The 25,853-nt window shown below is 49.9% G+C and carries 23 protein-coding genes and 3 pseudogenes (1 of these 26 running past the window's edge); all 26 read left to right on the forward strand.

The features are described from left to right. The first annotated feature begins 18 nt into the window (after positions 1-18). On the forward strand, positions 19-504 hold the full coding sequence (locus tag H5U02_02425) for a cell division protein FtsL (protein MBC7341298.1): 486 nt from the start codon (positions 19-21) through the stop codon (positions 502-504). A gap of 30 nt (positions 505-534) precedes the next feature. Beyond that, positions 535-2,685, forward strand: a complete 2,151-nt coding sequence (locus tag H5U02_02430) for a PASTA domain-containing protein (protein MBC7341299.1) — start codon at positions 535-537, stop codon at positions 2,683-2,685. Between the two features lie 168 nt (positions 2,686-2,853). Beyond that, positions 2,854-4,347 carry a UDP-N-acetylmuramoyl-L-alanyl-D-glutamate--2,6-diaminopimelate ligase gene (locus tag H5U02_02435; protein MBC7341300.1) on the forward strand — a complete coding sequence of 498 codons (1,494 nt, stop codon included), beginning with the start codon at positions 2,854-2,856 and terminating at the stop codon, positions 4,345-4,347. Beyond that, positions 4,344-5,729, forward strand: a complete 1,386-nt coding sequence (locus tag H5U02_02440) for a UDP-N-acetylmuramoyl-tripeptide--D-alanyl-D-alanine ligase (protein MBC7341301.1) — start codon at positions 4,344-4,346, stop codon at positions 5,727-5,729. Before H5U02_02435 ends, H5U02_02440 begins: the two co-directional genes overlap by 4 nt. A 23-nt stretch (positions 5,730-5,752) precedes the next feature. Continuing rightward, positions 5,753-6,724, forward strand: a complete 972-nt coding sequence (locus H5U02_02445) for a phospho-N-acetylmuramoyl-pentapeptide-transferase (protein ID MBC7341302.1) — start codon at positions 5,753-5,755, stop codon at positions 6,722-6,724. A 37-nt stretch (positions 6,725-6,761) separates the two neighbouring features. Next, positions 6,762-8,171, forward strand: coding sequence for a UDP-N-acetylmuramoyl-L-alanine--D-glutamate ligase (gene murD, locus H5U02_02450; GenBank protein ID MBC7341303.1), 1,410 nt, complete (start codon positions 6,762-6,764; stop codon positions 8,169-8,171). Further along, on the forward strand, positions 8,126-9,232 hold the full coding sequence (gene ftsW / locus H5U02_02455; GenBank protein MBC7341304.1) for a putative lipid II flippase FtsW: 1,107 nt from the start codon (positions 8,126-8,128) through the stop codon (positions 9,230-9,232). Before murD ends, ftsW begins: the two co-directional genes overlap by 46 nt. A gap of 13 nt (positions 9,233-9,245) precedes the next feature. Beyond that, the gene (gene murG, locus H5U02_02460) at positions 9,246-10,382 is read left to right on the forward strand and encodes an undecaprenyldiphospho-muramoylpentapeptide beta-N-acetylglucosaminyltransferase (GenBank protein ID MBC7341305.1); all 1,137 of its coding nucleotides are present in this window, start codon (positions 9,246-9,248) and stop codon (positions 10,380-10,382) included. Further along, positions 10,360-11,781, forward strand: coding sequence for a UDP-N-acetylmuramate--L-alanine ligase (locus H5U02_02465; GenBank protein MBC7341306.1), 1,422 nt, complete (start codon positions 10,360-10,362; stop codon positions 11,779-11,781). Before murG ends, H5U02_02465 begins: the two co-directional genes overlap by 23 nt. A gap of 25 nt (positions 11,782-11,806) precedes the next feature. Continuing rightward, positions 11,807-12,718 carry a UDP-N-acetylmuramate dehydrogenase gene (murB, locus tag H5U02_02470; GenBank protein MBC7341307.1) on the forward strand — a complete coding sequence of 304 codons (912 nt, stop codon included), beginning with the start codon at positions 11,807-11,809 and terminating at the stop codon, positions 12,716-12,718. 29 nt (positions 12,719-12,747) lie between these two features. After that, positions 12,748-13,987: pseudogene (gene murA, locus H5U02_02475) on the forward strand (UDP-N-acetylglucosamine 1-carboxyvinyltransferase). A 43-nt stretch (positions 13,988-14,030) separates the two neighbouring features. Then, positions 14,031-14,780, forward strand: coding sequence for an FtsQ-type POTRA domain-containing protein (locus tag H5U02_02480; protein MBC7341308.1), 750 nt, complete (start codon positions 14,031-14,033; stop codon positions 14,778-14,780). A 13-nt stretch (positions 14,781-14,793) separates the two neighbouring features. Then, positions 14,794-15,135 (forward strand): small basic family protein, encoded by a 342-nt coding sequence (locus H5U02_02485; GenBank protein MBC7341309.1) that lies wholly within the window; start codon positions 14,794-14,796, stop codon positions 15,133-15,135. 73 nt (positions 15,136-15,208) lie between these two features. Then, positions 15,209-16,447 carry a cell division protein FtsA gene (gene ftsA / locus H5U02_02490; protein MBC7341310.1) on the forward strand — a complete coding sequence of 413 codons (1,239 nt, stop codon included), beginning with the start codon at positions 15,209-15,211 and terminating at the stop codon, positions 16,445-16,447. A 26-nt stretch (positions 16,448-16,473) separates the two neighbouring features. After that, entirely contained in the window at positions 16,474-17,520 is a 1,047-nt protein-coding gene (gene ftsZ / locus H5U02_02495; GenBank protein MBC7341311.1) for a cell division protein FtsZ, read from the forward strand. A gap of 191 nt (positions 17,521-17,711) precedes the next feature. Further along, positions 17,712-18,644, forward strand: coding sequence for a sigma-E processing peptidase SpoIIGA (gene spoIIGA, locus H5U02_02500; GenBank protein MBC7341312.1), 933 nt, complete (start codon positions 17,712-17,714; stop codon positions 18,642-18,644). Positions 18,645-18,808: 164 nt separating this feature from the next. After that, entirely contained in the window at positions 18,809-19,519 is a 711-nt protein-coding gene (sigE, locus tag H5U02_02505; GenBank protein MBC7341313.1) for an RNA polymerase sporulation sigma factor SigE, read from the forward strand. 205 nt (positions 19,520-19,724) lie between these two features. Beyond that, positions 19,725-20,522 carry an RNA polymerase sporulation sigma factor SigG gene (gene sigG, locus H5U02_02510; protein MBC7341314.1) on the forward strand — a complete coding sequence of 266 codons (798 nt, stop codon included), beginning with the start codon at positions 19,725-19,727 and terminating at the stop codon, positions 20,520-20,522. Positions 20,523-20,557: 35 nt separating this feature from the next. Then, positions 20,558-21,256: a stage II sporulation protein R gene (spoIIR, locus tag H5U02_02515; GenBank protein MBC7341315.1), complete on the forward strand. Its 699-nt coding sequence runs from the start codon at positions 20,558-20,560 to the stop codon at positions 21,254-21,256. Positions 21,257-21,314: 58 nt separating this feature from the next. Next, positions 21,315-21,584, forward strand: coding sequence for a YlmC/YmxH family sporulation protein (locus tag H5U02_02520; protein MBC7341316.1), 270 nt, complete (start codon positions 21,315-21,317; stop codon positions 21,582-21,584). A 169-nt stretch (positions 21,585-21,753) separates the two neighbouring features. Beyond that, positions 21,754-22,608, forward strand: coding sequence for a peptidoglycan editing factor PgeF (pgeF, locus tag H5U02_02525; protein MBC7341317.1), 855 nt, complete (start codon positions 21,754-21,756; stop codon positions 22,606-22,608). A gap of 26 nt (positions 22,609-22,634) precedes the next feature. Beyond that, positions 22,635-23,573, forward strand: a complete 939-nt coding sequence (locus H5U02_02530) for a hypothetical protein (protein MBC7341318.1) — start codon at positions 22,635-22,637, stop codon at positions 23,571-23,573. Positions 23,574-23,663: 90 nt separating this feature from the next. Then, positions 23,664-24,359, forward strand: a complete 696-nt coding sequence (locus H5U02_02535) for a YggS family pyridoxal phosphate-dependent enzyme (GenBank protein ID MBC7341319.1) — start codon at positions 23,664-23,666, stop codon at positions 24,357-24,359. Then, positions 24,359-24,797 (forward strand): annotated as a pseudogene (locus H5U02_02540) (cell division protein SepF). Before H5U02_02535 ends, H5U02_02540 begins: the two are co-directional and overlap by 1 nt. Positions 24,798-24,847: 50 nt before the next feature. Further along, complete coding sequence (proC, locus tag H5U02_02545; protein MBC7341320.1) at positions 24,848-25,621, forward strand: pyrroline-5-carboxylate reductase; 774 nt, start codon at positions 24,848-24,850, stop codon at positions 25,619-25,621. 20 nt (positions 25,622-25,641) lie between these two features. Next, positions 25,642-25,853, forward strand: a pseudogene (locus tag H5U02_02550) (YggT family protein) (it continues 67 nt past the right edge of the window).

The following is a 25,853-nucleotide window of genomic DNA, read 5'->3' on the forward strand; positions in this document are numbered from 1 at the left end:
AACAGGGGGTGCATAATTTTGGTAACAGCACGAAAAGCCTTGGCCGGACTGCCTGTAGCTTCCCAGCCATTACCCAGGCCCAAGAAGAAACGCAAAGGAGATCGCCTGCTCTTAGCGTTGGAAATTCTATTAGCGTTGGGGATAGGTTTAGTTATTACCTCAATTCACGCTGCCTTGGTTGAGAAAGGGTACCAGATTAACCAGTTGAAAGGAGCTAACCACGAGATACGGGTGGAGAATGAGCGACTTGAGCTGAGCTTAGCCCAGCTGCAATCCCCTGAGAGGATTAGCCAGTTGGCTCGCCAAAAATTAGGTATGCAACCTCCTGGTGCCAAAGATTACGTTTATGTTGCCGGCCAAGCGCCGACACCAAAGGAACAACCACCTTCCAAGCAGGTGCAAGTGGTTAATTTGGCCCCGCCGCGGGCTCAGGCTAGCCACAAACTGGCTGCAGCTCTCCACAAGCTGAGCTTGGTTTCAGAGGTGATAGCAGTCCAGAACTAACTCTGACTCGGCTGGAGGCATATTGGCCTTATGGAAACTAAGGTTTTCCTGCGAAAGAGAATTGCCGGGCTATGGATATTGTTTTCGGCCATTCTTTTTGTTTTGCTATTTAGGGTGGGGTGGCTTCAATTTGTTGAAGGAGGTCGTTTACAGGAACGGGCCCAGAACATAAGTACGTGGAAAGTACCGGTCAAGGCCCGGCGCGGCATCATTTATGATGCCAAGATGAGAAAGCTTGCTTTGAGCGTAAGCTCTGATTCTGTTGGTGCTTTTCCAGCTGAAGTAAAAAAGTCGGGCAAAGCTACTGAAATTGCTCAGCAGCTAGCTGGTATTCTCAAGATGCCCACAGAGGAAGTGCTGAGTAAGATTACCTCCAACCAGGCTTTTGTATATGTCAAGCGCCAACTTACCGATTTCCAAGCTGGCAACCGAATCAAGACCTTAAAACTTCCCGGCATAAAGGTATACGAGGAGAGCAAGCGGTTTTATCCCTATGGCACGCTGGCTGCTCAAGTTCTCGGTATAGTCGGGATAGATAACATTGGGTTGGGAGGGTTGGAAGCTTATTATGATCGGTTCTTGCAGGGCGTGGACGGGAGCATTATGGCTCGGTTCGATGCTTTTGGGCATGAGATCCCGGGAACCAGGGAATCGTTTGTTCCCCCCAAAGATGGGAACTCTTTGGTTTTGACCATAGATCAGAATATACAGTTTTTTGCCGAGCGGGAACTGGATAAGCTGATGCAGAGTGCGCGGCGTCCCAAGCGGGCAGCCATTGTAGTTATGCGACCTCAAACCGGCGAGATTCTAGCTATGGCTAGCCGCCCCGCATTTGATCCTAATGATTATAATGCCTATCCCGAGGAGAACCGGCGCAACCTAGCTACCTCCCTAAACTACGAGCCTGGTTCTACTTTTAAAATTGTAACGGCTGCAGCAGCAATGGAGGAGGGTGTAGTTAAGCCGGGAGAGCGGTTTTATGATCCTGGCTATATCCGGGTTGGTTCGGATATGATCAAATGTTGGTTATACCCTGATAGCCATGGGAGCCAGACCTTCGAAGAGGCGGTGCAAAACTCGTGCAACCCGGTGTTTGTAACCTTGGGCCTGCGTTTGGAAGAGAAACAGCAAGGCCTTCTTTATAAGTATATTCAAGCCTTTGGTTTCGGTCGATCAACCAGGGTAGATTTTCCTGGGGAAGAGTATGGGATTCTGATACCGGCCGATAAGATCAAGGATATTAATATTGCTACTATTTCCATAGGCCAGGGCATAGCTGTAACTCCTTTGCAGCTGCTCAGTGCAGCTTGCACAGTAGCCAACGGTGGAATAATGGTCCGGCCGCACCTGGTAAAGGAAATCCGAGATCCATCGGGAAAAGTGATTCAAAGTTTTAATCCTGAACCGGTTGGCCAAATTATATCTTCCCAAACAGCCAAAGAATTATGTCTAGATCTGGAAAGGGTTGTCAGTAACGGTACTGGCCGCAATGCTTACATTGAAGGTTACCGGGTTGCTGGCAAGACCGGTACGGCGCAGAAGGCTGGACCTCACGGCTACCAAGAAGGTAAGTACATAGCCTCATTTTTAGGTTTTGCTCCCGCTAATGATCCGCAGGTGGCTGCCATAGTTATAGTAGACGAGCCCCAAGGTTACCCCTATTTTGGAGGAACGGTAGCTGCCCCGATTTTTCGAGCGGTGGTGGAGGATACCCTCAAATACTTACAGGTTCCAAAGCAGGTGCCGACTTTGCCGCAAGACCAGCCTGCCAGTGGGAATGTCAACCTAATTCCACATTTTGCTATACCGCCAGTAATAGGACTTAACAAAGAGCAAGCCGAAATAGCTATAAGGGCGGCGGGCATGCTCCCCAAGTTCACTGGCAAAGGGCAGGTCGTTGTCAGCCAGGCGCCAGAAGGGTTAAAGAGGAAACCTTTGGGTACTCAGGTCATCCTGTCTTTGGGCGAAGGTAGTCCTGGTGCTTGGGTTATGGTGCCTGATGTTACCGGATATCGTTTGCGAGAAGCAGCGGAAATAATGGAAGCTATGGGCTTGCGTATGGTTTCAACCGGAGATGGGGTTGCCCAAAAGATAAGCCCTGAACCAGGAAGCCGAGTACCTGTTGGGAGCAGTATCCAGGTAGGGTTTGGCCCTCAGTCGAAGCAACTAAAAGAGCCTTAACAAGTCGGGGAGTTTAATTGAAGTAGTATCCTAGCAGCTGGACCTTCAGCATGGATAATTGGAAGGTACTAATTTTTAGGAGGAGTTCTCAGATCTTGCCAGGATGGTTATAAATAGTGATAGACAAGTAAGCTGGCATATGGTGAGCTCTAGGAGGCAAGTTGGTTGATGGGTAAAGGCGCAAGGCTCAGCGAGGTTCTGGAAGGTGTCAAGATAATCGAAAAGATCGGTGGCGCAGATCCGGTTGTAAATGGCATTGCTTACGATTCGCGCAAAGTCAAACCCGGGGATGTTTTCGTGTGTATTCAGGGGTATCGGACCGATGGCCACCGATACGCTGGCGAGGCCCTTCAACGTGGGGCCGTAGCTTTGGTCTTTGAAAAGGATCTGGAGGTTCCCCTGGGCATAGCAGGAGTGAAGGTGAAGGATAGCCGAACAACCTTGGGTCTGCTAGCTGCTAATTTCTATGGACACCCATCACATAGACTTCGGCTTATAGGGGTAACTGGAACTAACGGGAAGACTACTACTACCCACCTGATTGAGCGGATTATGCAAAAAGCTGGTTTAAGAGCGGGTCTGATTGGTACTATTGCCAACCGCATCGGCGATCGACATCTGGCTGCGATCCACACTACCCCCGAATCGGCCGATCTTCAGGAATTGCTGGCCTTGATGGTTGAAAATGGAGCAAAATATGCGGTAATGGAAGTGTCTTCCCACGCGCTTCAACTTAACCGGGTTGCTGGCTGCTATTTTTCTGGTGCCGTTTTTACTAACCTTACTCAAGACCATCTGGACTTTCACTCCGACATGCAGGAATATGCTAAGGCCAAGTCATTGTTGTTTTCTAGTTTATATCCTGCTATTGGAGTTTTGCCGTACGCTATCATCAATGCTGATGATCCCTGGGGCCATTTCATGCACGATCATTGCCGGGTTCCGGTGTGGAAATATGGGATTAAAACCCAATCGGCTGATTTTTGGGCAGGCGAAGTCTCTCTTTCGTCTCAGGGGACTACGTTTCTTGCCCATGGTCCTTGGGGTCAGGTTGAAGTTCATCTGCAGCTGCCTGGTTGGTTCAACGTATACAATGCTTTAGCGGCTATGGCGGTAGGCTACCTGGAGCAGCTTGACCTGGGTGTGACGGTGGCAGCTTTGGAAAGTTTGCCCGGGGTACCTGGACGATTCGAAAGAGTGGATTGTGGCCAAGATTTCACTGTCATCGTTGATTATGCCCACTCTCCCGACAGCCTGAAGAAAGCATTGCAGACAGCGCGGCAAATTACTTCAGGCCAGCTGATCTGTGTTTTCGGCTGCGGAGGCGATCGGGACCGGGGAAAGCGCCCTTTGATGGGTGAGGTAGCCGGCAAGTATGCCGATCAAGTAATAGTTACCTCGGACAATCCCCGTAGCGAAAATCCGATAGCAATTATTGACGATATCCTCTCTGGACTGGCTCGATCCGGCGATACCAAGGTGAAAGTCCTCAAAGACCGACGGGAAGCCATACATGAAGCCTTGCGGGGTGCTCGGTCTGGGGACTTAGTGCTTATTGCCGGCAAAGGGCATGAGACCTACCAAATCATTGGAGATCAAGTACTACCGTTTGATGATCGAGAAGTGGTACGGGAATTTTTTGGAAGGGGTAGCCAATATTGAATCTGACACTGGCGGAAATAGCTCAGGCTATAGGTGGTACTGGCATAAGGCCGGACCTATCCAGCTTGGTGGCCAAAGGGGTCAGCATTGATAGTCGAACAGTCCGGTCCAACCAATTGTTTTTCGCATTACCAGGCAAAAACACCGATGGACACCTCTATGTAGCGGCAGCCTTAAGGGCAGGCGCCTGTGCTGCTGTCATCTCCAACCCAGAAAGCAGGTCTGGGCTAACTAGCGAGGAAAAGGCCCGCACCATCTTAGTTCCCAATACTTTAATTGCACTACAGGCATTAGCTCATTCAGTTCGGCAAAGGTTTAATGGGCCGGTAATAGCAGTCACTGGCAGCACCGGCAAGACTAGCACCAAAGATATCCTAGCCTCAGTTCTAAGATTTAAATGGAAAGTGCTAGCGTCGGTAGGAAGTTTCAATAATGAGATTGGGTTGCCACTAACTCTGCTGGGCTTGGAAGCCAATCATTCAGCCGTGGTTTTGGAAATGGCGATGCGTGGCCGCGGGCAAATTAAAGAGCTTTGCCGGATTGCCCGGCCGACTGTTGGCTTGATAACCAATATTGGTATGGCGCACATGGAACTTTTGGGCAGTCAGGAAGCCATAGCTTTGGCCAAGGGTGAACTCTTGGAGGGAACCGATGCTGGAGGTTTTGTTGTCCTAAATGGTGACGACAAGTGGTGTCGCCGCATAGCCAAACTCTATCCTGGCCGGATCATGTGGTACGGGATAGGTAGCCCAGTCGATATCAGGGGAAAAGTGATAGATTCTGAGATCCACGGGAGCCGAGTTGAGGTGTTGACTCCCAGTTGGGAGCGAGAGTTTTGGATAGGAGCACCTGGTCTTCACAACGTATATAATGCTTTGGCAGCTATAGCCGTAGCTTGGGGGCTTGGCTTTGAACCCGAAACAATCGAGCCAGGCTTGGAAAGCATTGCTTTGCCACCCATGCGACTACAAAGGTTGACTGGCGCCAGCGGGGCCCAGGTAATCAATGACGCATACAACGCCAATCCAGATTCTGTCAAAGCAGCTTTGCAATTCTTGGCTACAATTCCTGGAGACTTTCGAATTGCAGTGTTGGGAGATATGCTGGAATTAGGAGTGCGAGAGGAGGAGGCACACCGTGCCTGTGGAAGGTATGCTTGGGAGGTGGGGGTTAATGTCCTGGTCACCATCGGGGAGCGAGCCCGTTGGATCGCCGATGAGGCAATAAAGGTAGGAATGAAGCCCGAAAAGGTGTTTTGGGCGGCAACTTGGCAGGAGGCTAGAAATTTCCTGCAGCAATTCAACCGCCCAAAAGCTATAATCCTGGTTAAGGCTTCTCGAGCTATGCAGCTTGAGAAGCTGGTTGACAGTTTGGTCCAATAGTTAGCGAATGGAGAGTCTCGTTTATGGGTCCGGACCAGCTCAAGCCTTTAGTAATCAGCTTCCTTATAACTGCGGCATTGGGTCCTGTTCTTATTCCGTTTTTGCGGAAGCTTAAAATCAGACAGAGCGTGCGCGACGATGGGCCGAGGACCCATTTGGCCAAGAGCGGTACGCCAACTATGGGCGGTCTGCTATTTTTGGTGGGGAGTAGTATTGGCATATTTGCTGCAGCTCAATATGCTGCTGCCCTTTATGTAGGACTTTTAGGCTTCCTTGGTTATGGCTTAATTGGATTAATGGATGATTATATCAAGGTTGTCCGCCGGCAACCATTGGGGTTAAAAGCGCGGTATAAACTGGGGGCACAAGTATTATTGGGTGCATTACTTGGTCTTTTGGTAGCCGGAAACCTGGGGCGGGGCACTGAAATCATCTTTCCAGGGACAGCTTACGAATGGAAGTTAGGCTGGTGGTACCTTCCTTTTGCAGTATTAGTTCTTTCGGGGACTACCAATGCTGTCAATCTCTCCGACGGTTTAGATGGATTAGCTGCAGGTCTGATGGTCATAGCCATGGTCGGTTTGGCGGTAGTGGTAGGAGGTTCGGGAAATTGGGAATGGGCCATGTTTGCCATCGCCATAGCGGGTGGTTGTATTGGATTCTTGGTCTACAATTATTACCCTGCCAAAGTGTTTATGGGCGATACCGGCTCGCTGGCTCTGGGGGGAGCGCTGGGGACCATGGCCTTAGCTACCAAGACCGAGCTGCTTCTGCCGCTTTTAGGCGGCGTATTTGTCATTGAAGCTCTATCGGTAATCATTCAGGTGATAGCCTTTCAAGTCTGGGGAAAAAGGGTCTTCCGGATGAGTCCGTTGCATCACCATTTTGAGCTGCTAGGCTGGCCAGAGAGAAAGGTAGTTCACTTGTTTTGGTGCACGGCCATAGTCTTTGCTGTTGTAAGCATAATGGTGATGCGGGGCACGACTCCCACCTAATCTTGGTGCTTTCTTTATGGTTAGGAGAGATCAATAGATGCTAGTAGCACCCAAAACTAAGGTACTAGTAGTTGGTTTAGGTAAGAGTGGTCTAGCGGCAGCCCACTTGCTAAGGGAACTAGGTGCTGACTTGACGGTAACCGACAGCCAGGGGGCGAGCGTGCTTGGCGACAAGCCGGCCTGGCTCAAAGCAGTTAACTTCATTCCTCAGCACAGCCTTCAGGACCAAATTGATAGTTTTCAGTTGGTAGTGGTTAGCCCTGGAGTTCCGTTAACCCTTCCATTTCTGACTAAAGCAAAGAAGCTTGGCATTCCCATATGGAGCGAACTCGAGCTAGGTTTTCGGTACCTGAAAGGCAAGGTGGTAGCGGTGACGGGTACTAACGGCAAAACTACTACCACCCATTTATTGGGCCAGCTGTTTCGTGATGCAGGTTATCCAGTGATTGTAGCTGGTAACGTAGGCGTTCCTCTGTCTACCCTATTAAGGAATGTGTCTGTGGGTGGGGTAACAGTGCTTGAGGCATCTAGTTTTCAACTTGAAGCCGTTGACCGGTTCCACTGCTGGATTGCGGTTATTACCAATATAACTCCTGACCATTTAGATCGCCATGGTTCCTTACAAGAGTACGTACGTTGTAAGGCTAACATCCTGAGAAATCAGAGCGAATCGGATTATGCCGTTCTCAACTACGATGATGCTATCGTACGTGAGTTAAGGGATCGAACTCAGGGTACAGTTATCTATTTTAGCCGGCAAACGATACCCCCTGCTCCATCTGTGTATATCGAACAGGGTTGGGCCCAGGTTAACTTTGGTGGCGAAAGCTACTCAGTCGTTTCAACCTCCTCTTTCTCGCTGCGGGGCAGCCACAACGTTGAAAACTGCTTGGCCGCCATTGCCGTTGGCGTGGCAGCAGGGATTGACCCGGCCATTATTGCCCATACTCTGGCAACTTTTCCGGGAGTGGCCCACCGATTGGAAACAGTTGATAACCTTGGAGGGATCGAGTTTATAAACGATTCCAAGGGAACCAACCCTGATGCTGCTATCAAGGCTTTGCAGTCGTTTGAGCGCCCTATCATATGGATTGGAGGGGGGAGGAACAAGGGGAGTAGCTTTGAGTTGCTAGCGAAGGAAGTGCAGAAACGGGCGCGTTACGCAATAGTACTTGGAGAATCCGCTCATGAAATCATCGAGGCCTTAGATGCTGTGGGCTACCGTCAGTATATATCAGTTTCTGGTCTGGAGGAGGCAGTCTATCAGGCTTACCAGCTAGCTCAACCGGGTGACGTGGTCCTATTATCCCCTGCCTGTGCCAGTTGGGATATGTTTCGCAGCTATGAGGAAAGGGGAGATAAATTTAAGGAATTGGTATCAAACTTGCGGGAGGGCAAACAGTGCCGCAAAAAAGAAGGGGCAATATCGACCTCGGCCTCTTATTGACTGTCGGTGCTCTTTTAAGCATTGGTTTGGTCATGGTATTTAGTTCCAGTGCTTATAGTGCCAGGTGGGAATTCAACGACAGCTTTTATTATCTAAAACGACAGCTAGTTTGGGCGCTGATGGGACTGGTTGTGATGTTCTGGTTAGCCAACGTCAACTACTATCGCATCCAGCGCCTATCTATTCCCATACTTGCGATGACTATATTATTGTTGGTCCTAGTCCTGGTTCCGGGCGTGGGATTGTCAATCAAGGGTGCTAGCAGGTGGCTTGGCTTTGGCCCTCTACGGTTTCAGCCTTCAGAACTAGCCAAGCCAGCAATGGTAATTTTCTCTGCCTGGTATTTGACCAATTACCAAGAACAACTGCGGTCGTTTGTCAAGGGCATGGCTCCCTTTTTGCTTGTTCTAGGCTTAATCTGTGGTTTGGTTCTGGCCCAACCTGACTTGGGGACAGCAGTGGCGATTGCCGGCACCATGTATTTCATGTTGTTCCTAGCCGGGGCTAGGTCTGGGCACCTCACCCTTTTAGCTTTATTAGGAATTGCGGTGGGTATGGCAGCTATCATAACTGCACCATACCGCCTGGAGCGGCTTACAGCCTTTCTTAACCCTCATGCCGACCCCTCTGACACTGGATGGCAGACTTTGCAATCACTCTTAGCCTTGGGTTCTGGCAGCTTTTTCGGCGCTGGACTTGGAGGAGGCATAGGGGTTGCCTTTTACGTTCCCGAGCGGCATACTGATTTTATATTTGCTATTCTGGGGGAGCAGCTGGGGTTCCTAGGGGCCATGTTGATTATAGGATTATTTGCGGTCCTGGCTTGGCGGGGCTTTCGGATCGCTATCAACGCCCCCAACCATTTTGCATCCCTGCTGGCTGCAGGGGTGACTACCATGGTGCTTCTCCAGGCTGTCATTAACATTGGAGTAGTTTCCGGCACCTTGCCGGTGACTGGTATCACCTTACCTTTTCTAAGCTATGGAGGTTCATCGTTGTTATTTACCTTAGCAGGGATGGGGATGCTCCTAAATATATCTCGTTTTGCAATTAAGCATTGAGGAAGTGCGGAACGTGAGGGTAATACTTGCCGGCGGCGGTACTGGCGGCCACATCTACCCAGCTATTGCCATTGCCAGAGGGTTGAAAAACCGTTTCCCGGAAATAAAGCTGCTGTTTATTGGCGGAGATCGGGGAATGGAGGCTAGCCTAGTCAGGCGAGAGGGTCTGTCGTTTAGGCCTATCACTGTTTCCGGCTTGGAACGGAGGCTTTCTTGGTCAACCCTGGTGGCTTTATCTCGTGTTCCCCGAGGGCTCTTTCAAGCCTGGGAGTTGATCCGGGGATTTCGCCCTAATATAGTGGTTGGGACGGGAGGATATGTTTGTGGCCCGGTGGGGTTGGCGGCCTTATTGGCGAGGGTGCCTCTGGTTTTGCACGAACAGAATGCTTTTCCGGGTCTTACCAACCGGATTCTCTCTCGTGGAGCTGCCCTGGTAATGTTGAGCTTCCCTGAGGCCCGACGGTTTTTGCCTGCCGGGATTCGTACTGAAGTTACAGGTCTACCGGTTCGACCGGAAATAATCGCGCGAAATCGAAACGAAGCCCGACAAAGGTTGGGGCTGAGAACCTCTGACCGTCTTACTTTGGTAGTAGGCGGAAGCCGAGGCGCAAAAACCCTCAATGAGGCTGCGATTGAATTAGTGCGGGCTTGGCAAAAGCGCCAGGATAGACACCTCATTTTAATCGTTGGGAGCAAGGGATTTCTTCAGTTCAACCAACTATTGCGACAAAATAGAATAGATGTTACCAACTTAGGTAATATTAGGATTGAACCATTCATTCATGATATGGATATACCATTAGCTGCCGCTGACCTGGTGGTGGGTCGGGCGGGGGCATCATTTTTGGCGGAGGTTTTAGTACGGGGGGTGCCCGCCGTGCTGGTACCGTACCCTTATGCCACCAATAACCATCAGGAGTATAACGCTAAAGCCCTGGCTGCCCAGGGGGCAGCGGTGGTGATTCCCGATAGACAGGTGACTGGGCAGCATTTATTGCAGGAAGTGGAAAACCTGCTCAACGACGAGTATAAGCTTGAGAAGATGCGCCAAACTTCGCTGAACTTGGGCAAGCCAGAAGCTTTGGACCAAATACTGGATTTAATTGTGGAGGTCGCAAGGAAAAATGATGTCAGCAAAAGTAGAAGCTGAATTGAGGGCAGGGGAAAAAGGGGCGGGAACTTTGTTATCCCGAGGTGCCAAGGTGTACTTTATTGGTATCGGCGGTATTGGCATGAGCGCCTTGGCTAGAGTACTGTTAGCAGATGGTTATCAAATATCCGGCTCTGACCTGAAAGCTAGCTCAATCATAAACGAACTGGTTCTTGCCGGTGCCAAGGTCAGGATCGGGCACCATCATAGCTATCTGCCTGCAGATACTGATTTAGTGGTAGTCTCCTCGGCTATTGGTGAGGATAATCCTGAGCTTCAGGCTGCTCGTGAGCTGAACCTTCCGGTCATTAAACGGGGACAGCTTTTAGCGTTGCTGATGAAAAACAAGAAAGGAATTGCCGTGGCTGGAGCTCACGGAAAGACTACTACCAGTTCCATGATTGCCAGGATCCTTCAGGCCTGGGGGGCAGACCCTACCATCTTGTTGGGGGGGCAACCACAGGATAGTGGTACCAATGGTGAACTAGGCCTCGGTGAATACTTGGTTGCCGAGGCAGACGAAAGTGACGGTTCCTTTCTCTTGCTATCCCCCTGGGTTACAGTGGTAACCAACATTGAAGCCGATCACTTGGACTATTATCGCTCTTTGGATACGATCGAGGAGGCCTTCCGAAGATTTTTGAGTCAAACCAGACCCGGGGGATTTGCAGTACTGTGTGCAGATGATGGCGTAGTAGCTCGAATCGCTAGGCATTGTCAAGTGCCTCATTTCCTCTACGGTATCGATGCTGAAGCTGATTATGTGGCTAGAAATTTGGAATTTGCCCCAAGCAAATCCAGGTGCGATGTCTATTACCATGGAGACCTGATTGGTGATTTGGAACTCTCTCTCCGTGGTCGTCATAATATAGCTAATGCCTTAGCTGCTGTTACTGTTGCCCACCGCCTGGGAGTACCATTTTCCGTAGCCCGAGAATCCTTGGCTTTGTTCAAAGGGGTGAAGCGGCGTTATCACCGAATAGGGGTGGCGCGGGGAGTGACCGTCATTGATGACTATGCGCATCATCCGACTGAGATTAGAATGGTCCTACTAGCGGCACGGCAGGATTCTCCTCGCCGCGTAATTGCGGTTTTTCAGCCTCACCGCTATTCCCGGACTGCTTATCTTTACCGAGAGTTCGGAAAAGCGTTTGACCAAGCGGATATCGTAATAGTTACCGATGTTTATGGTGCCGGGGAAAAACCTATGGCTGGTGTGTCTGGCGAGTTGGTTTGGAAAGCTATCAAGGAAAATGGTCATCCCAGCGCTTACTATATTCCTGAATTGGGTCAGGTAGCCCCTTATTTACGTGATAACTGCCAGGCGGGCGACATGGTGCTGACTTTAGGTGCGGGAGATGTCTATACAGTAGGCAAAGAGTTTCTCGAAATGAATTAGCGTTGGAAGAGAAAGTGGGAATGGTGTGCGCAATAATACTCTTGCAGTCAAAGAGCTTCGGAGCATGGTACGCGGCCAGGTGATGTGTAATGCACCTATGGTGCAGTATACAACCTGGCGGGTTGGTGGCCCGGCTGACATCTTGTTGATTCCATATGATGCCGAAGACGTTTTCAATGCCTGCCAGTTGGCACGAAGGTATGACCTTCCCATCACTGTAATTGGGAACGGTTCCAACATATTAGTGAAGGATGCTGGAATTCGCGGACTTACCATACGAACTGCTGGTGGGCTAACGGGAGTTGAAGCTATAGGCGAAGGCAAGGTGCGGGTCAATGCCGGGACCATGGTGGGAAGCCTGATTGGGTACTGCATTCGTCACTCCTTGGCGGGACTCGAATTTCTAGCGGGTATTCCTGCTACCATCGGTGGGGCCACCATCATGAATGCTGGTGCCATGGGTCAATGCATAGGCGAAATACTCCGAGCAGTAGAGGTACTAGATCCTGATATGGTTGTTAGGCAATACCAGCGGAAAGATCTCAACTTTGAATATCGCCGCTCGTCTTTGATGGGTACCCAAAAAATAGTTCTGGCAGCCGAACTAGGAGTGAAACCGGGAAATCGTGCACATATCACCGAGAGAGCTCGACAAAACCTGGTTATGCGCCGAAAACAGCAACCGTTGAACTCTCCTAGTGCAGGAAGTGTCTTCATTAACCCTCCGGGCTGGGCAGCAGGCTATTTGATCGAGAAGGCTGGCGGCAAAGGACTGACTCGAGGAGGAGCTAGCGTTTCAACCAAACACGCAAATTTTATCGTTAATACTGGCAGGGCTACAGCTTCAGACATATTAGGGCTTATCGATGAAGTTCGTGCTCTAGTCCAAAAACAATTTAACATCCTCCTGGAAACAGAGATTCAAATTCTTGGCTAGCTGACACTAAAAGCCAGGGGGGGTTCTAATTGAATGCCATTCGGATCAGGGGAGGCATACCCCTCTCCGGGACCGTTAGAATTAGCGGAGCCAAGAACGCTGCGCTTCCTGTGATGGCAGCTACTCTCTTAACCGAGGAGAAGTGCCGTATCAACCAAGTGCCCGCTTTGGGCGATGTAATGGTTATGGGCCATGTTCTGGAGCTGCTGGGCGCTAGAGTGACTCACAATGGAGAGTCCATGTTAATTGATAACCGCGACGTACAGCCTCGGAAGGTTTTGTCGCCGCTAATGCGGCAGCTCCGTGCTTCTTGCTTGAGCCTTGGGCCTTTGCTGGGTCGGTTTGGTTGGGCATGCATAAGCTATCCCGGTGGATGTGATATTGGGCCTCGTCCCATCGATTTACACTTGAAAGGCTTGGCAGCTATGGGGGCAGAGATCTCCCAGGAGGGAGGGTACATTAGTGCGAGGGCAAGAGAACTCGTAGGTGCAAATATCCACCTAGATTTTCCTAGCGTGGGCGCTACCGAGAATCTTATGATGGCAGCTAGCCTGGCCAAGGGTACAACATTGATACACAATGCTGCCAAGGAACCCGAGATAGTAGATTTACAAAATTACTTGAATTCCATGGGCTGGACTTCACACCATTAAAATTGAGGGAGTTGAAAGATTAAGCGGGGCAGAGCACGAAATCATTCCTGACCGAATTGAGGCAGGAACCTATCTGATTGCAGGAGCCATTACCGGAGGGACTCTAAGGGTAGAAAACGTCGTACCTGAGCATTTGAGTGCACTGATTGCTAAGTTAGGCGAAGCGGGAGCTGTATTGGCGATTGGTCCGGACTATATTGAGATTGTGGGACCGGCTAGGCCCAGGGCAGTAGATGTAAAGACTTTGCCCTATCCTGGTTTTCCCACAGACCTACAGCCCCAGATTATGGCTCTCCTATCTCTAGCTGAGGGGACAAGTACGATTACCGAAAGCATCTTTTTAAGCCGTTTTAAACACGTGGATGAGCTCCGAAGGATGGGGGCCCAGATTGTAACCGAGGGCCAGAGTGCCATTGTTCGGGGTGTAAAAAAGTTGGTTGGGGCCACGGTTACAACTACTGACCTCCGTGCTGGGGCCGGCCTCCTCCTGGCTGGTTTGGCTGCCGAGGGGGTTACCGTGCTGGAACAGATCCAGCACTTAGATCGGGGCTACAGTGACATCGAAAGCAAACTGAAAAGTCTCGGGGCCGAGATAGAGCGATTGGCGACCAATTGATCGCGGCGAGACGAAGCAAGATAGGCTTTTTAAGGTGATGGAATTGAAGGCAAAAATAGCTATCATAGGTTTTGCACTAATCTTTTTAAGCGGGGGCATCTACTTGTTCCTACAATCGTCATTCTTTGCAGTACAAAAAGTAGTGGTAGTAGGAGTATCAACCTTAAGCGGGCCCGAAGTGGTTGAGCTAGCTGGTATAGAACCCGGCACCAATATTTTTGCCATCCGGACCGAGGAGGTTAAGCGTCGGCTTCTCACCCTGCCAGCTATTGCTGGCGTAAGCATTGAGCGTCACCTTCCTTCATCTATTACATTGGAAGTTCAGGAGAGACGGCCAGTAGCAGTGGTCAGGGGAAGTAGCGGTCTGCTGGCGTTAGACCAGGAGGGATTTTGTATAGCTAAGGCTGATAGGCTGAGCTCTCTAAAATTGCCGCTTCTAAGTCGCCAGAGCACCAATGATATTGAGAACTTGAGTTTAGGGGGGCGCTTACGCGGTGAGGGATGGGACATCCTGCTCAACATAGCGGCTAAGGTGTCCGACTCGAGTAGAGGCCAAATCAGCGAGATACGTTTGGACAAGCTTAATCACCTCAGCATTTACCTATTGTGGGGTCCTGAGATTAGGCTGGGGGAAGCTGGGTCCTTAAATCCGGAAGTAATAACGGAAAAGGTCAATATGGTAGAGAAAATCATTGGCTTGTGGCGCCAAGGGCAGTTTCCTCCTACCACCCGGTACATTGATGTTGGCCACCAGGGCTTCCCGACGCTGGGTGAAGTGAGCTTAAAGGAGTAGGAAGGTGAGGGGTATGTGGTTACCGATTGTTGGACTGGTAGTAGGAATCATGTTAGGACTTTTGTTTCCGTTTCATGTTCCGGTAGCTTATGCTAAATACATGTCAGTAGCGGTTTTAGCGGCCTTGGATTCAGTTTTTGGCGGCCTTCGAGCTGGGCTGGAAGACAGTTTTGATAATGCTATTTTTCTTACCGGGTTTTTTACTAACGCTCTCCTAGCAGGGATACTAGCCTACATTGGCGATCAATTGGGCGTGGAGCTATACTTAGCGGCGGTATTTGCCTTTGGTGTGCGCCTATTTCAAAACTTGGCCATTATGCGAAGGGAAATCCTTAAAAGCTGGCGTGGACGTTAGGCTTTTGCAGGGAAAATTAGGTTGAACGTGGAATTGTTGAACATCCTGCTCAGCAGCCAAGGGGGCGTAGTGGTTGGCCAAGCGTAATACGATAGTAGGCCTGGATGTGGGATCAACGAAGGTGGCCGCGATTGTTGGCCAGGTAATGGAGGATGGCCATATAAACATCATTGGGCTTGGCCAGACCCCTTCTCTAGGTATACGAAAAGGAATGGTAGTAGACATCGAGGCAACGGCCAAGGCCATACGGTCGGCTGTAGAAAAGGCTGAGCAAATGAGCGGCATTGAAATCGAATCTGCCTTTGTCAGCATTGGAGGGCCTCATATTGCTTGTTCCAGAAACCGGGCTGTAGTTGCGGTGTCGAGAGAGGATCAAGAAATATCAAGTGAGGATACCCAACGAGTCTTACAAGCCGCTAAGCTAATACCACTGTCGCCAGACCGGAGGGTAATCCATGTTCTTCCTTGCCATTATACGGTTGATGGCTATGGAGGCATTGTTGACCCGGTTGGAATGTACGGAAATAGACTAGAAGTAGAAAGCCAGATTATAACTGGAGCAAGCAACGCTGTTCAGAACTTGTTGAAGAGCGTCTATAAGGGTGGAGTGGAAGTTCAAGAGCTAGTAGCAAGCTCACTAGCCACAGCCGAGGCGGTATTGATGCCAGCTGAGCGTGAGCTAGGGGTCGTCTTGGTTGATATTGGTGGCGGGACTTCTGATATTGCTATCTTCCATGAGGGCAGCTTGTGGTTTGCAACGGTGCTACCGGTTGGCGGAAGTTACCTGACGAGCGACTTGGCGGTAGGGCTAAGAACGCCACTTAGTGAAGCTGAAAGGCTCAAACAGGAGCACGGCACTGTACTAGTAAGCGAAACCTCAGATGCTGATTTTGTTGAAGTGCCCAGCATTGGGATGCAGGAGCGCCGGCAAGTTTCGCTAAAGATGGTGGCCAGCATTCTGGAACCGAGAGCCCAAGAGATTTGCGGCTTGATCAAGCAAGAGCTCCAGCGGTCTGGATATGGAGAGTTGGTGCCTGGGGGTATTGTGCTTACTGGCGGTGTGTCACAGACGCGGGGTCTGGCTGATCTGCTTGCTCGTGACCTCAACCTCCCGGTACGCTTGGGTCGACCGGTAGATGTGGGTGGCTTGGCTGATATGGTTAACCTTCCTTCGCTGGCGACAGCTTGTGGGTTGGTTGTATATGGAGCTCAGCGTTCAAGTCAGTTGCATTTGACTAATGAGAAGCATTCTTCATTGGGAAGAATGTGGGACAAGATTTCTAGTTGGTTTAGAGAGCTGATTTCAGTTTGAGCGTTTGGTGAGAAGGAGGTTTTGCCATGTTAGAATTGGAGGAAGTGAGCGGGGAGCAATTCGCCGGAATTAAGGTAGTAGGGGTTGGAGGAGGCGGAAATAATGCGGTTAATAGGATGATTAAGGCGGGATTGCAAGGGGTAGAATTCATCGGCGTCAATACCGATCTCCAAGCTTTGCAACTCTGCCAAGCCGAGGGCAAGCTGCAGATCGGAGCTAAGCTGACGAAGGGTCTTGGGGCTGGGGCTAATCCTGAAATTGGAAAGAAGGCAGCCGAGGAAAGCCGCGATGAAATCATGGCGGCCATTCGAAATGCGGACATGGTTTTTGTTACCGCTGGCATGGGCGGCGGAACCGGGACTGGCGCTGCACCAGTGGTAGCTGAGTTAGCCAAACAAGCTGGGGCCCTAACCGTAGGAGTGGTCACCCGCCCGTTTAGCTTTGAAGGCCGCAAACGAGCCGAGCAAGCGGAGAAAGGAATTGCTGAACTTAGAACTAAAGTAGACACTCTAATCGTAATTCCCAATGATCGTCTGCTTCAAGTGGTGGACAAGCAAACTTCCATAACCGAAGCTTTCCGAATTGCCGACGACGTATTGCGGCAGGGAGTGCAGGGGATCTCCGATCTTATTGCCGTTCCCGGTCTCATCAACCTGGATTTTGCCGATGTCAAGGCTATTATGTTGGACACTGGATCGGCCCTCATGGGTATTGGTAGAGCTAGCGGAGAAAAAAGAGCGGCAGAGGCGGCCCGCATGGCCATCTCGAGTCCATTGCTAGAGACTTCGATTGAGGGAGCCAAAGGAGTTCTTCTTAATATCACCGGAGGTAACGATTTGGGGTTGTTCGAGGTAAACGAGGCGGCAGAGATCATTGCCTCGGCTGCCGACCGGGATGCCAACATAATCTTTGGGGCGGTAATAGATGAGACTTTGGGCGATGAAATCCGCATTACGGTAATTGCTACGGGCTTCGACCAAAAGCCTTCCAAAAAAGTGGAGCTGCCTGAACTAGAACTTAAGGGTTTCGACACAGACCAGCTGGACATACCAGCGTTTCTACGCCGGCGCTAGGGCGCATTCTTAAACAAATATATTGGGTTATGCGAGATAACCGGCAGGGTGACTGCTGGTTTTTTCGTTTTCGGGTAAGGGATTGCGACAATTTTTTGCCAGCCTGACAGGTACAATGGTGTTATCAAAGGTCATCTACCTTCATACAATGGTAACAATTAACGGTAGCCCTGTGTGGACGGGGTGGTTTAGTGCCGCCAGTTGTTTACCTAGATGTATATTTCTTAATTAATCTGACTATGGACTATGTCATCCTATGGACGGTGGCCAAACTGGGTCGGTTTCGGGTCTCGGCTACCCGTCTACTAGCTGGTGCTTTGGTAGGATCAGTATTCTCAGCTTTGGGCATAACTGGGTTAGTTCCTATCTGGGGACCGGAATCTCTCTACTGGAAGGTAATAGTCTCTGCCGTGATGACACTGGTAACCTTTATGCCCTTGGGATGGATACAGGCTCTCTACGGCATTGGTTATCTTTACTTGGTGACTTTTCTCATCGGCGGCGCTATAGTGGGTGCTATTTCCATGTTTTCAAGTTCATTCTATCGGCTAGGAGCCATTCGCGGGGTTTCTTCTTTTTTGGTTGATGTGAAGTACCCTTGGCTAGTGGTGGGTATCATCGCTGCCTGGTTTTTTGCTCGCCTGGGCATTCCCTTTCTTCAAAAAAATGTATTTCAAAGCTTATTTAGGGTTCCGATCATTTTACGGTTTGGGAAGCAAGCCTTTCCAACTTACGCGCTGGTAGATACCGGAAACAACCTCAAGGACCCTTTAACCCAAAAACCAGTTATGATCGTTGAGTACGATTTGCTTGGTCCCATATTGCCTGAGGAAGTTCGCAGGCTGTTTGAAACGGATGGTGAGCCTGATGCCCAAAAGATTGCCGCCATTTTAGGCCAGACGAGCTTGGCGTCAAGAGTTCGACTTATTCCTTTTAGTTCTATAGGTAAACCGCAGGGTTTACTCCTTGGTCTTCGGCCAGACGAGGTAGTAGTAGTTCATGATCGGAGGCCCATTAAGATTCGGGGGGTGATTATTGGAGTTTACAGGAAAAAGTTATCACCCAGCGGCGAATATAGGGCCTTGCTTCACCCTCAGATATTGGAGTTAGCCATGGGAGCCTAATAGTTAGGGGCGAGGAGCGCCCCATGCGGCCAGGCCGCACAACCGGATATAACGAAAAATTAGCCATTCCGCCTCTGCCCACCTAGCCCTACCGAGGTTCGCAAGGGTAGGGGGGCAGGGTTGGCGGCTGGAAGTAAATGGTTGTTCGGAGGGGGGTACCACCAATGAGAACTGTCGAGCTACCGCATTGGCTACTCAAGGTACTGCGCTGGCTTGGCTTGCTCAAGGACATCTACTATATTGGCCGCAGTGAAGCTTTGCCGGCTCCACTAAGTAACGAGGAAGAGGCTGCCTTGTTAGATCAGCTGGGAAATGGAGATACAAATGCCAAGGCCTCATTGATCGAACATAACTTGCGCCTAGTGGTCTATATTGCTAGGAAGTTTGAGAATACAGGAGTAGCAATAGAAGATCTGGTGTCAATAGGAACTATTGGGCTGATCAAGGCCGTGAATACGTTTGATCCGGGCAAAAAGATTAAACTGGCCACTTATGCCTCTAGGTGCATAGAAAATGAGATTCTCATGTACCTCAGGAGGACCAGTCGCAATCGACTTGAGATCTCCTTTGATGAGCCGCTCAACATTGATTGGGATGGGAATGAGCTCTTGCTTTCTGATGTTCTAGGAACGGACACCGATGCAACATACCGTTCCGTAGAAGAAGAGGTGGATAAGAAGCTCCTACAGGCAGCTATGAGCAAGCTTTCTCCACGTGAGAGGAAGATTATGGAATGCCGCTTTGGGTTAAAGGGTGGTCGGGCCAAAACTCAGAAGGAGGTAGCTGACCTTTTGGGCATCTCGCAATCTTATATATCTCGGCTAGAAAAAAGGATCATTAAACGATTGCGCCGAGAGATTATCCGGTTGGAGTAAGTTAAGGCCCGGTTTTGCCGGACCTTTTTCTTGACTTAAATCTCCTGCCGTTGCCTCTTCCTTCACTTCCCTCTTCAAAGATCTTTTTCCTGCGTTCCTAAGAGGCTGAGTATGTTCTTGCCATGTTCGCTATGCTTGGACCTGAAGGCAATTCTGCTCCTTTCCTTTGCAGTATAAAAGTATATGCCGTTGGCAATAATGAAAAATGCCTTGCAAGGAAAGGAGGTTGCATGTGGTCAACAAGGTAGAAATTTGCGGTGTGAATACCTCCAAGCTACCGGTATTGACCAACGACGAGATGCGCCACCTATTTAAAGCCATGAATAATGGCGATCAGAGTGCCCGTGATAAGCTCATTAACGGCAACCTCCGGCTGGTGCTGAGCGTGATCCAGCGGTTTGCCAACCGCGGGGAGTACGTTGACGATTTGTTTCAAGTGGGGTGTATTGGTCTTATCAAGGCTATTGACAACTTTGACTTAGGTCAGAATGTAAAGTTTTCAACTTATGCTGTTCCTATGATTATAGGTGAAATCAGGCGGTATCTACGGGATAATAACCCGATTCGGGTTAGCCGATCATTAAGAGACATTGCTTACAAGGCTTTACAGGTTCGCGATGCCCTAATCAATAAGCATTCTCGTGAACCTTCAATAACAGAAATAGCTAACGAACTAAATCTTCCGCGCGAGGAAGTCGTTTTTGCTTTAGACGCAATCCAAGAGCCAGTTTCATTGTTCGAGCCCATCTACCACGATGGAGGAGACCCGATTTACGTTATGGACCAAGTTGGTGATGAAAAGAATCTCGACATCAATTGGCTGGAAAACATCGCGGTGCGGGAGGCATTAAAGAAGCTCAATTCTAGAGAGAGATTAATTCTAACCTTACGTTTCTTTGAGGGCAAGACTCAGATGGAAGTAGCTGAAGAGATTGGCATTTCCCAAGCTCAAGTATCCAGACTCGAGAAAGCAGCGCTGATGCATATGCAAAAGCACATGTAGATGTGCTGGTAGTCAGGGAGGCACGGTTACAGGTTATGCGGAAATGGAAGGTAGCACTACTCTCAGTTCTCCTCCTAGGCTTGAGCGGCCTAGTCATGTATAGTGCGTTTGGCTGGTCTGAGGGTGGCGATCAACCGCTTCAATGCCGGAACATTATACGTTTTCATGTAGTGGCCAATAGCGACTGCCCCGACGATCAGAAACTCAAGCTCTTAGTGCGAGATGAAGTTCTCAAAGTGGTAGCGCCAGAGTTAAACCAAGCGCGTTCGGCCGAAGAGGCCTGGTGTAAATTGGCTGACAACCGAGAGCTTATGAGGGTCAGCGCCGAAAAGGTTATCCGGGCGCACGGTTATAACTATCCGGTTCAGGTTGATATGGGGCGTTGGCAGTTCCCGACGCGTTGCTACGGTAAGTTAGTGTTACCGGCCGGAAGCTATGAAGCTGTTCGGGTTACTATAGGTAATGGGGAAGGGCAAAACTGGTGGTGCGTTATTTTTCCGCCGTTATGCTTAGTTGATATTGCCGGCGGAGTCAGCGAGCAATCGAGCGCAGCTCGCGCGGCTAATGAATCAATAAACGCGACCACACAACCAACCTATGCCGCCGGGGGGAAGGGTAGTCCAGCCTTCACTATTCGGTTTAAGCTATGGGATTGGCTGCAGGCTTCAGCCCAGCACTTAGAACAGGTGCTAGGGTGGCAATCATCACCTGATGAGGAGGGATACCAGGAGTAATAAGTGGATCAAGCCCTCATATAATTGGTAATAAAGAAAAGCAGGGGGTGAGGGCTTGATCAGAGTCTCTGATTTGCGGATGCTAGATGTGGTCAACGTGGTTGATGGGCGACGCCTAGGGCCGATAAAGGATGTGGACCTGGATGTTGAAGCAGGCAAAATCAAATCCCTCATCCTTCCGACTCCCAGCCGTTTTTGGAGTCTTTGGGGTAAAAACGATGACCTGGAGGTTCCGTGGGACAAGGTTAAGGTGGTGGGTGTGGATGTAATATTAGTAGAGGTACCTACAGTGACCGAGCCTAAGCATGAGCGTATTCTGGCTAAGTGAACAACCCTTCTTATCTCCTCTTTTCTTTTGGTCACCTGCCTTTGGCCGTTCGGGCTCCGAATAGGCAACTTGAGACTGAGCCATGCCGTTGTTCCCCTTGCTCCAACGGTATGATTGCTTTAATATAGAGGGCAAGAACCTCCTTGTGGGGTGAAGGAGGATTTTCGCCATGTTGCGCCATCTACTTGCGGATGCGTGGTCATGGCAAAGCTCCGGAGGAGTAGACTTTCTGGCCTTGCCGCTGGCTGTGGGCTCAAGCTCAGCTTATGCTTATTTTTCCTCCCGTATAGGTGGGGTAAGTGAGCCTCCTTATGATCAGCTCAATTTGTCATGGTCGGTAGGCGATGACGCTGAGAATGTGGAAATGAACCGGCGGCGCTTCGCTGGTGCGCTGGGCCTAGCTGTGGATGCGATCATTTGGTTACGGCAGGTGCATAGTGACCAGGCGGTTATCATTGATTCTCTTCCCTTCCGATATTCTTACACCTATACCGGCGGTGAAGTTCTGGTCGGTGACGCGTTAATCACCGATCAGGAGGGAACCGGGCTGTGTACTAGCCATGCCGATTGTGTGCCTGTGTATGTAGTTGACCCTGTGCGGCATGTTGGCGCCATGATTCACGCCGGGTGGAGGGGAACAGTGGCTGGTATCGTTGAAAAGACCTTAGCAGCAATGGCAGCTCGTTGGGGATCGGAGCCTAAGGATTGCATTGCTGCCATTGGGCCTAGTATAGGTCCGTGCTGCTACCAGGTTGGAGCGGAAGTTGTAAGTGCTTTAGCCAAAAATGTACCTTCACCGGTTAAGGCGTTTGATAAGGCGGCAGCAAAGAATCAAAGCTCGGACAGATATTCCTTGGATCTAAAGCTGATTATTGCCGGGATACTGCAATTCTATGGACTTGAGCCCGACCGGATCATCCAGAGTAGGTTATGCACGTCTTGTTTGCCTGAGTGGTTTTATTCTCATCGACGGGATAAGGGAAAAACAGGGAGAATGGCGGCAGTTTTAGTTTTGGGCACTTAAAGTTATTGATTGCGGAGGGGTCCACAGTGAAAAGCATGAGGTGGGTAATGCGGGCGCTCACCACAGTAGTGGTCATTGTTGCTGCCGTCTGGATTGTCACCTCAATAGTCTCCAGCTTTAAAGATTTGCTCATCAGAACCGAGGTTGTACGTCCCGCGTGGGCCGAAAAAAAGGTGCCTGCAACTGCTTGGGTTGTGCGTAAGGAAAAGACCATCGTTGCGCCGATAAGCGGGGTGGTAAAACCACTGATCAATGATGGTGAACGAGTTAGGGTTGGCGACAAAATAGCTGTGGTTGAAGGTGGGTTAGATAGCCGTGGCAACCCGCTGCATCTCAACATTATGGTCGACTCAAGTGGTTACATATGCTTCCACCCTGATGGCCTGGAAAAGATCCTGACTCCAGGCAATTTAGATAAGATAGTTCCTGATCAGTTGCTTAATCGGACTCTAGAAGTCAAGCCTGTGGCCAAGGTTAACTCAGGTCAACCCTTTGCCAAGATAATTGACAATCTGTCTCCTTTATTTCTCTACATTCCCCGCGATGAGGAGGGCCAGCCTACAGTGGCTCCAGCCCAACAACTTTGGTACCGGGTTAGTGGACAGGATCGCCTGGAAGAGGCAGAGGTGGTAACGGTTACTCCCAAGGCAGTAGTCCTCAAGCTATCTCGCTGGAATAGCCAACTTCAGGAGACAAGAAAAGCTGAGGTCGAGCTGGTGTATAGCCGGATATATGGGATCCTTGTGCCACAGTCGGCCATAGTCGAAAAAGACATGGCCAAAGGTATATATGTTGTCCACGAAGGCAAGGTTAAATGGAAGAGCATTAAGGTGATTGCCGATTGGGGCGAAGAGCTGATTATCGATGGCTTGGAGCCCGGTACCAGGATCATTCTCAATCCGAGCCTGGTTCGAGAAGGCCGTCGAATTTCGACCAACAGCGAAAGCAGGATTTTTTGGGCCTAGAGAGAACGTTCTTACCAGGATAGCACCTGGTGTCTAACCCAACTGGAGGGCCAATGTTGCGACCGTGATTTAATCGAGGAGAGCTTCAGGATGGCTGTTGATGTAAAGGCGAATCTAGACCTAGTCAAGGAACGAATTGCCCAGGCGGCGGCGAAGTCAGGGAGAGATCCACAAGAAGTACGGATTGTAGCTGTGACTAAGAATGTTCCCCTCGATGTGGTGAGGCAGGCTATAGAGGCAGGGGTTCGGATAGTTGGAGAGAATCGAGTCCAAGAAGCAATGACTAAGTTTCCTTACTTAGATTCGTGCGTTGAGCGGCATTTCATAGGACACTTGCAGCGGAACAAAGTTAGGGCAGTTGTCCAAGCGGTAAACTTGATCCATTCCTTGGATAGCCTCAGGCTGGCCGAAGAAATCAATAAATGGGGAGAGCGTTTGGGAAGGCCCGTTGAAGTCTTGATTCAGGTCAATGTTTCCGGCGAGGCATCTAAATATGGAGTAAGCCCTGATGCACTCGAGGCCTTTACCGAAAAAGTGGCCCAGCTCGCTTATATTAGAGTCAGGGGTCTTATGACTATTGCCCCGGAATTTAAGAATGCCGAAGATGCGCGCCCGGTCTTTCGAAAGCTCTCGCAACTGGCCTTGGAAATTGGTAAGCGAAATTTGCCAGGTGTGGAGGTGCAATTCTTGTCTATGGGTATGACCAATGATTACTGGGTGGCAGTGGAAGAAGGAGCTAATTTGGTACGAATAGGACGAGCTCTATTTGGAGAACGCGGGAGGTGATGGTGTTGGGTAGGGGGTTTTGGGATAAGATATTGGGATTTTTGGGCATGGACCAAGAGGAGTTTTCAGCTGAGGAAGGGCAGGTGCAACCTCCCGGCCGACTTAATGTAGTTGATTTACCAACCGCTAGGCAGGTAAAAATGGTGGTAGCCGCTCCAAATTCCTTTGAATATGCGCGTAACCTTGCTGACCACTTGAAGAATCGGCGTCCAGTGATACTCAATTTGGAAAAACTCGAGATGGAAGAAGCTAAAAGAATCTTGGACTTTATTAGCGGAGTCACTTATGCTATCAATGGGTACACCAGGAAGATTTCCAACCAGATCTTCCTCTTCGCTCCGAATAATGTGGATATTTCTGGAGACGTTATACCGCATGCGTCTGAAGCTAAAAAGGAAATCCGGCGCTTGGAGCTATCTGACCGGGCGAAATAAGTAAGGTAGGTGCCAAAGTAATTGTACACAATAGGAGTCATTGGTGGGGGCACTATGGGAGGGGCCTTAGTTGGTGGAATGATAAGGTCAGGTGTATTTGCCCCTAACCAGATTCAAGTAAGCGACGTAGATCCAAAACGGATCCAGGAGCTGGTAGAGCTTTATGGCATAAATGGTACTACCAATAACTCAGAGCTGGTCAAATCTTGCAGCTGCGTAATCTTAGCGGTTAAGCCGGCTGTAGTAGATACTGTACTCCGCCCGCTCACCTCCTTTTTCTCTGGGGATCAACTTTTGATTTCCATTGCTGCTGGAATTACCATAAATCATTTAGAAAAGATTCTTCCTGGCATACCCATTATTCGGGCTATGCCCAATGCTCCTTGCATTATTGGCGCAGGGGTTACTGCTATTGCCCTGGGAAGCAAAACGGAGAACAAACATCACCAATTGGCTGAAAAAGTGTTGGGTTCTATGGGAAAAACCTGGACTGTAGAGGAGAAGCTTATGGACGCGGTAACCGGGTTGAGCGGAAGCGGGCCTGCTTACGTCTATCTGATTATCGAGGCTTTGGCAGACGGCGGGGTATTAGCTGGTCTACCCCATTCATTAGCCCTTGCCTTGGCCACGGAGACAGTTATTGGCGCTGCGAAAATGGTAGAGCAAACTCAACAACACCCCGGGATTTTGAAGAATCAGGTTACCTCCCCTGGGGGCACAACTATTGCCGGACTAAGCGAATTGGAAACCTCTGGGGTCAGGGGGGCATTAATGCGGGCGGTCGAGCGGGCAACTATGCGTTCCCAGGAACTGAGTCGCCCCGAATAAGAAAGCAAGGTGTTGAGGCATTGGGATTAATCGATTCAGTTGTAAGAGTTGCTTTTCAAGTGATGGAGATTCTAATAATAATCCGGGTATTGCTATCCTGGATACCTCACAATCCCCACAACCCACTAACTAGTTTCATTTATGAGATTACAGAACCCATCTTAGCGCCATTTCGCCGACTTATGCCTCGGGGAGGAGCTCCCATCGATTTCTCGCCCATGATTGCTTTGTT

The sequence above is a fragment of the Clostridia bacterium genome (assembly GCA_014360065.1).
GTDB lineage: Bacteria > Bacillota > DSM-521 > Neomoorellales > JACIYF01 > JACIYF01.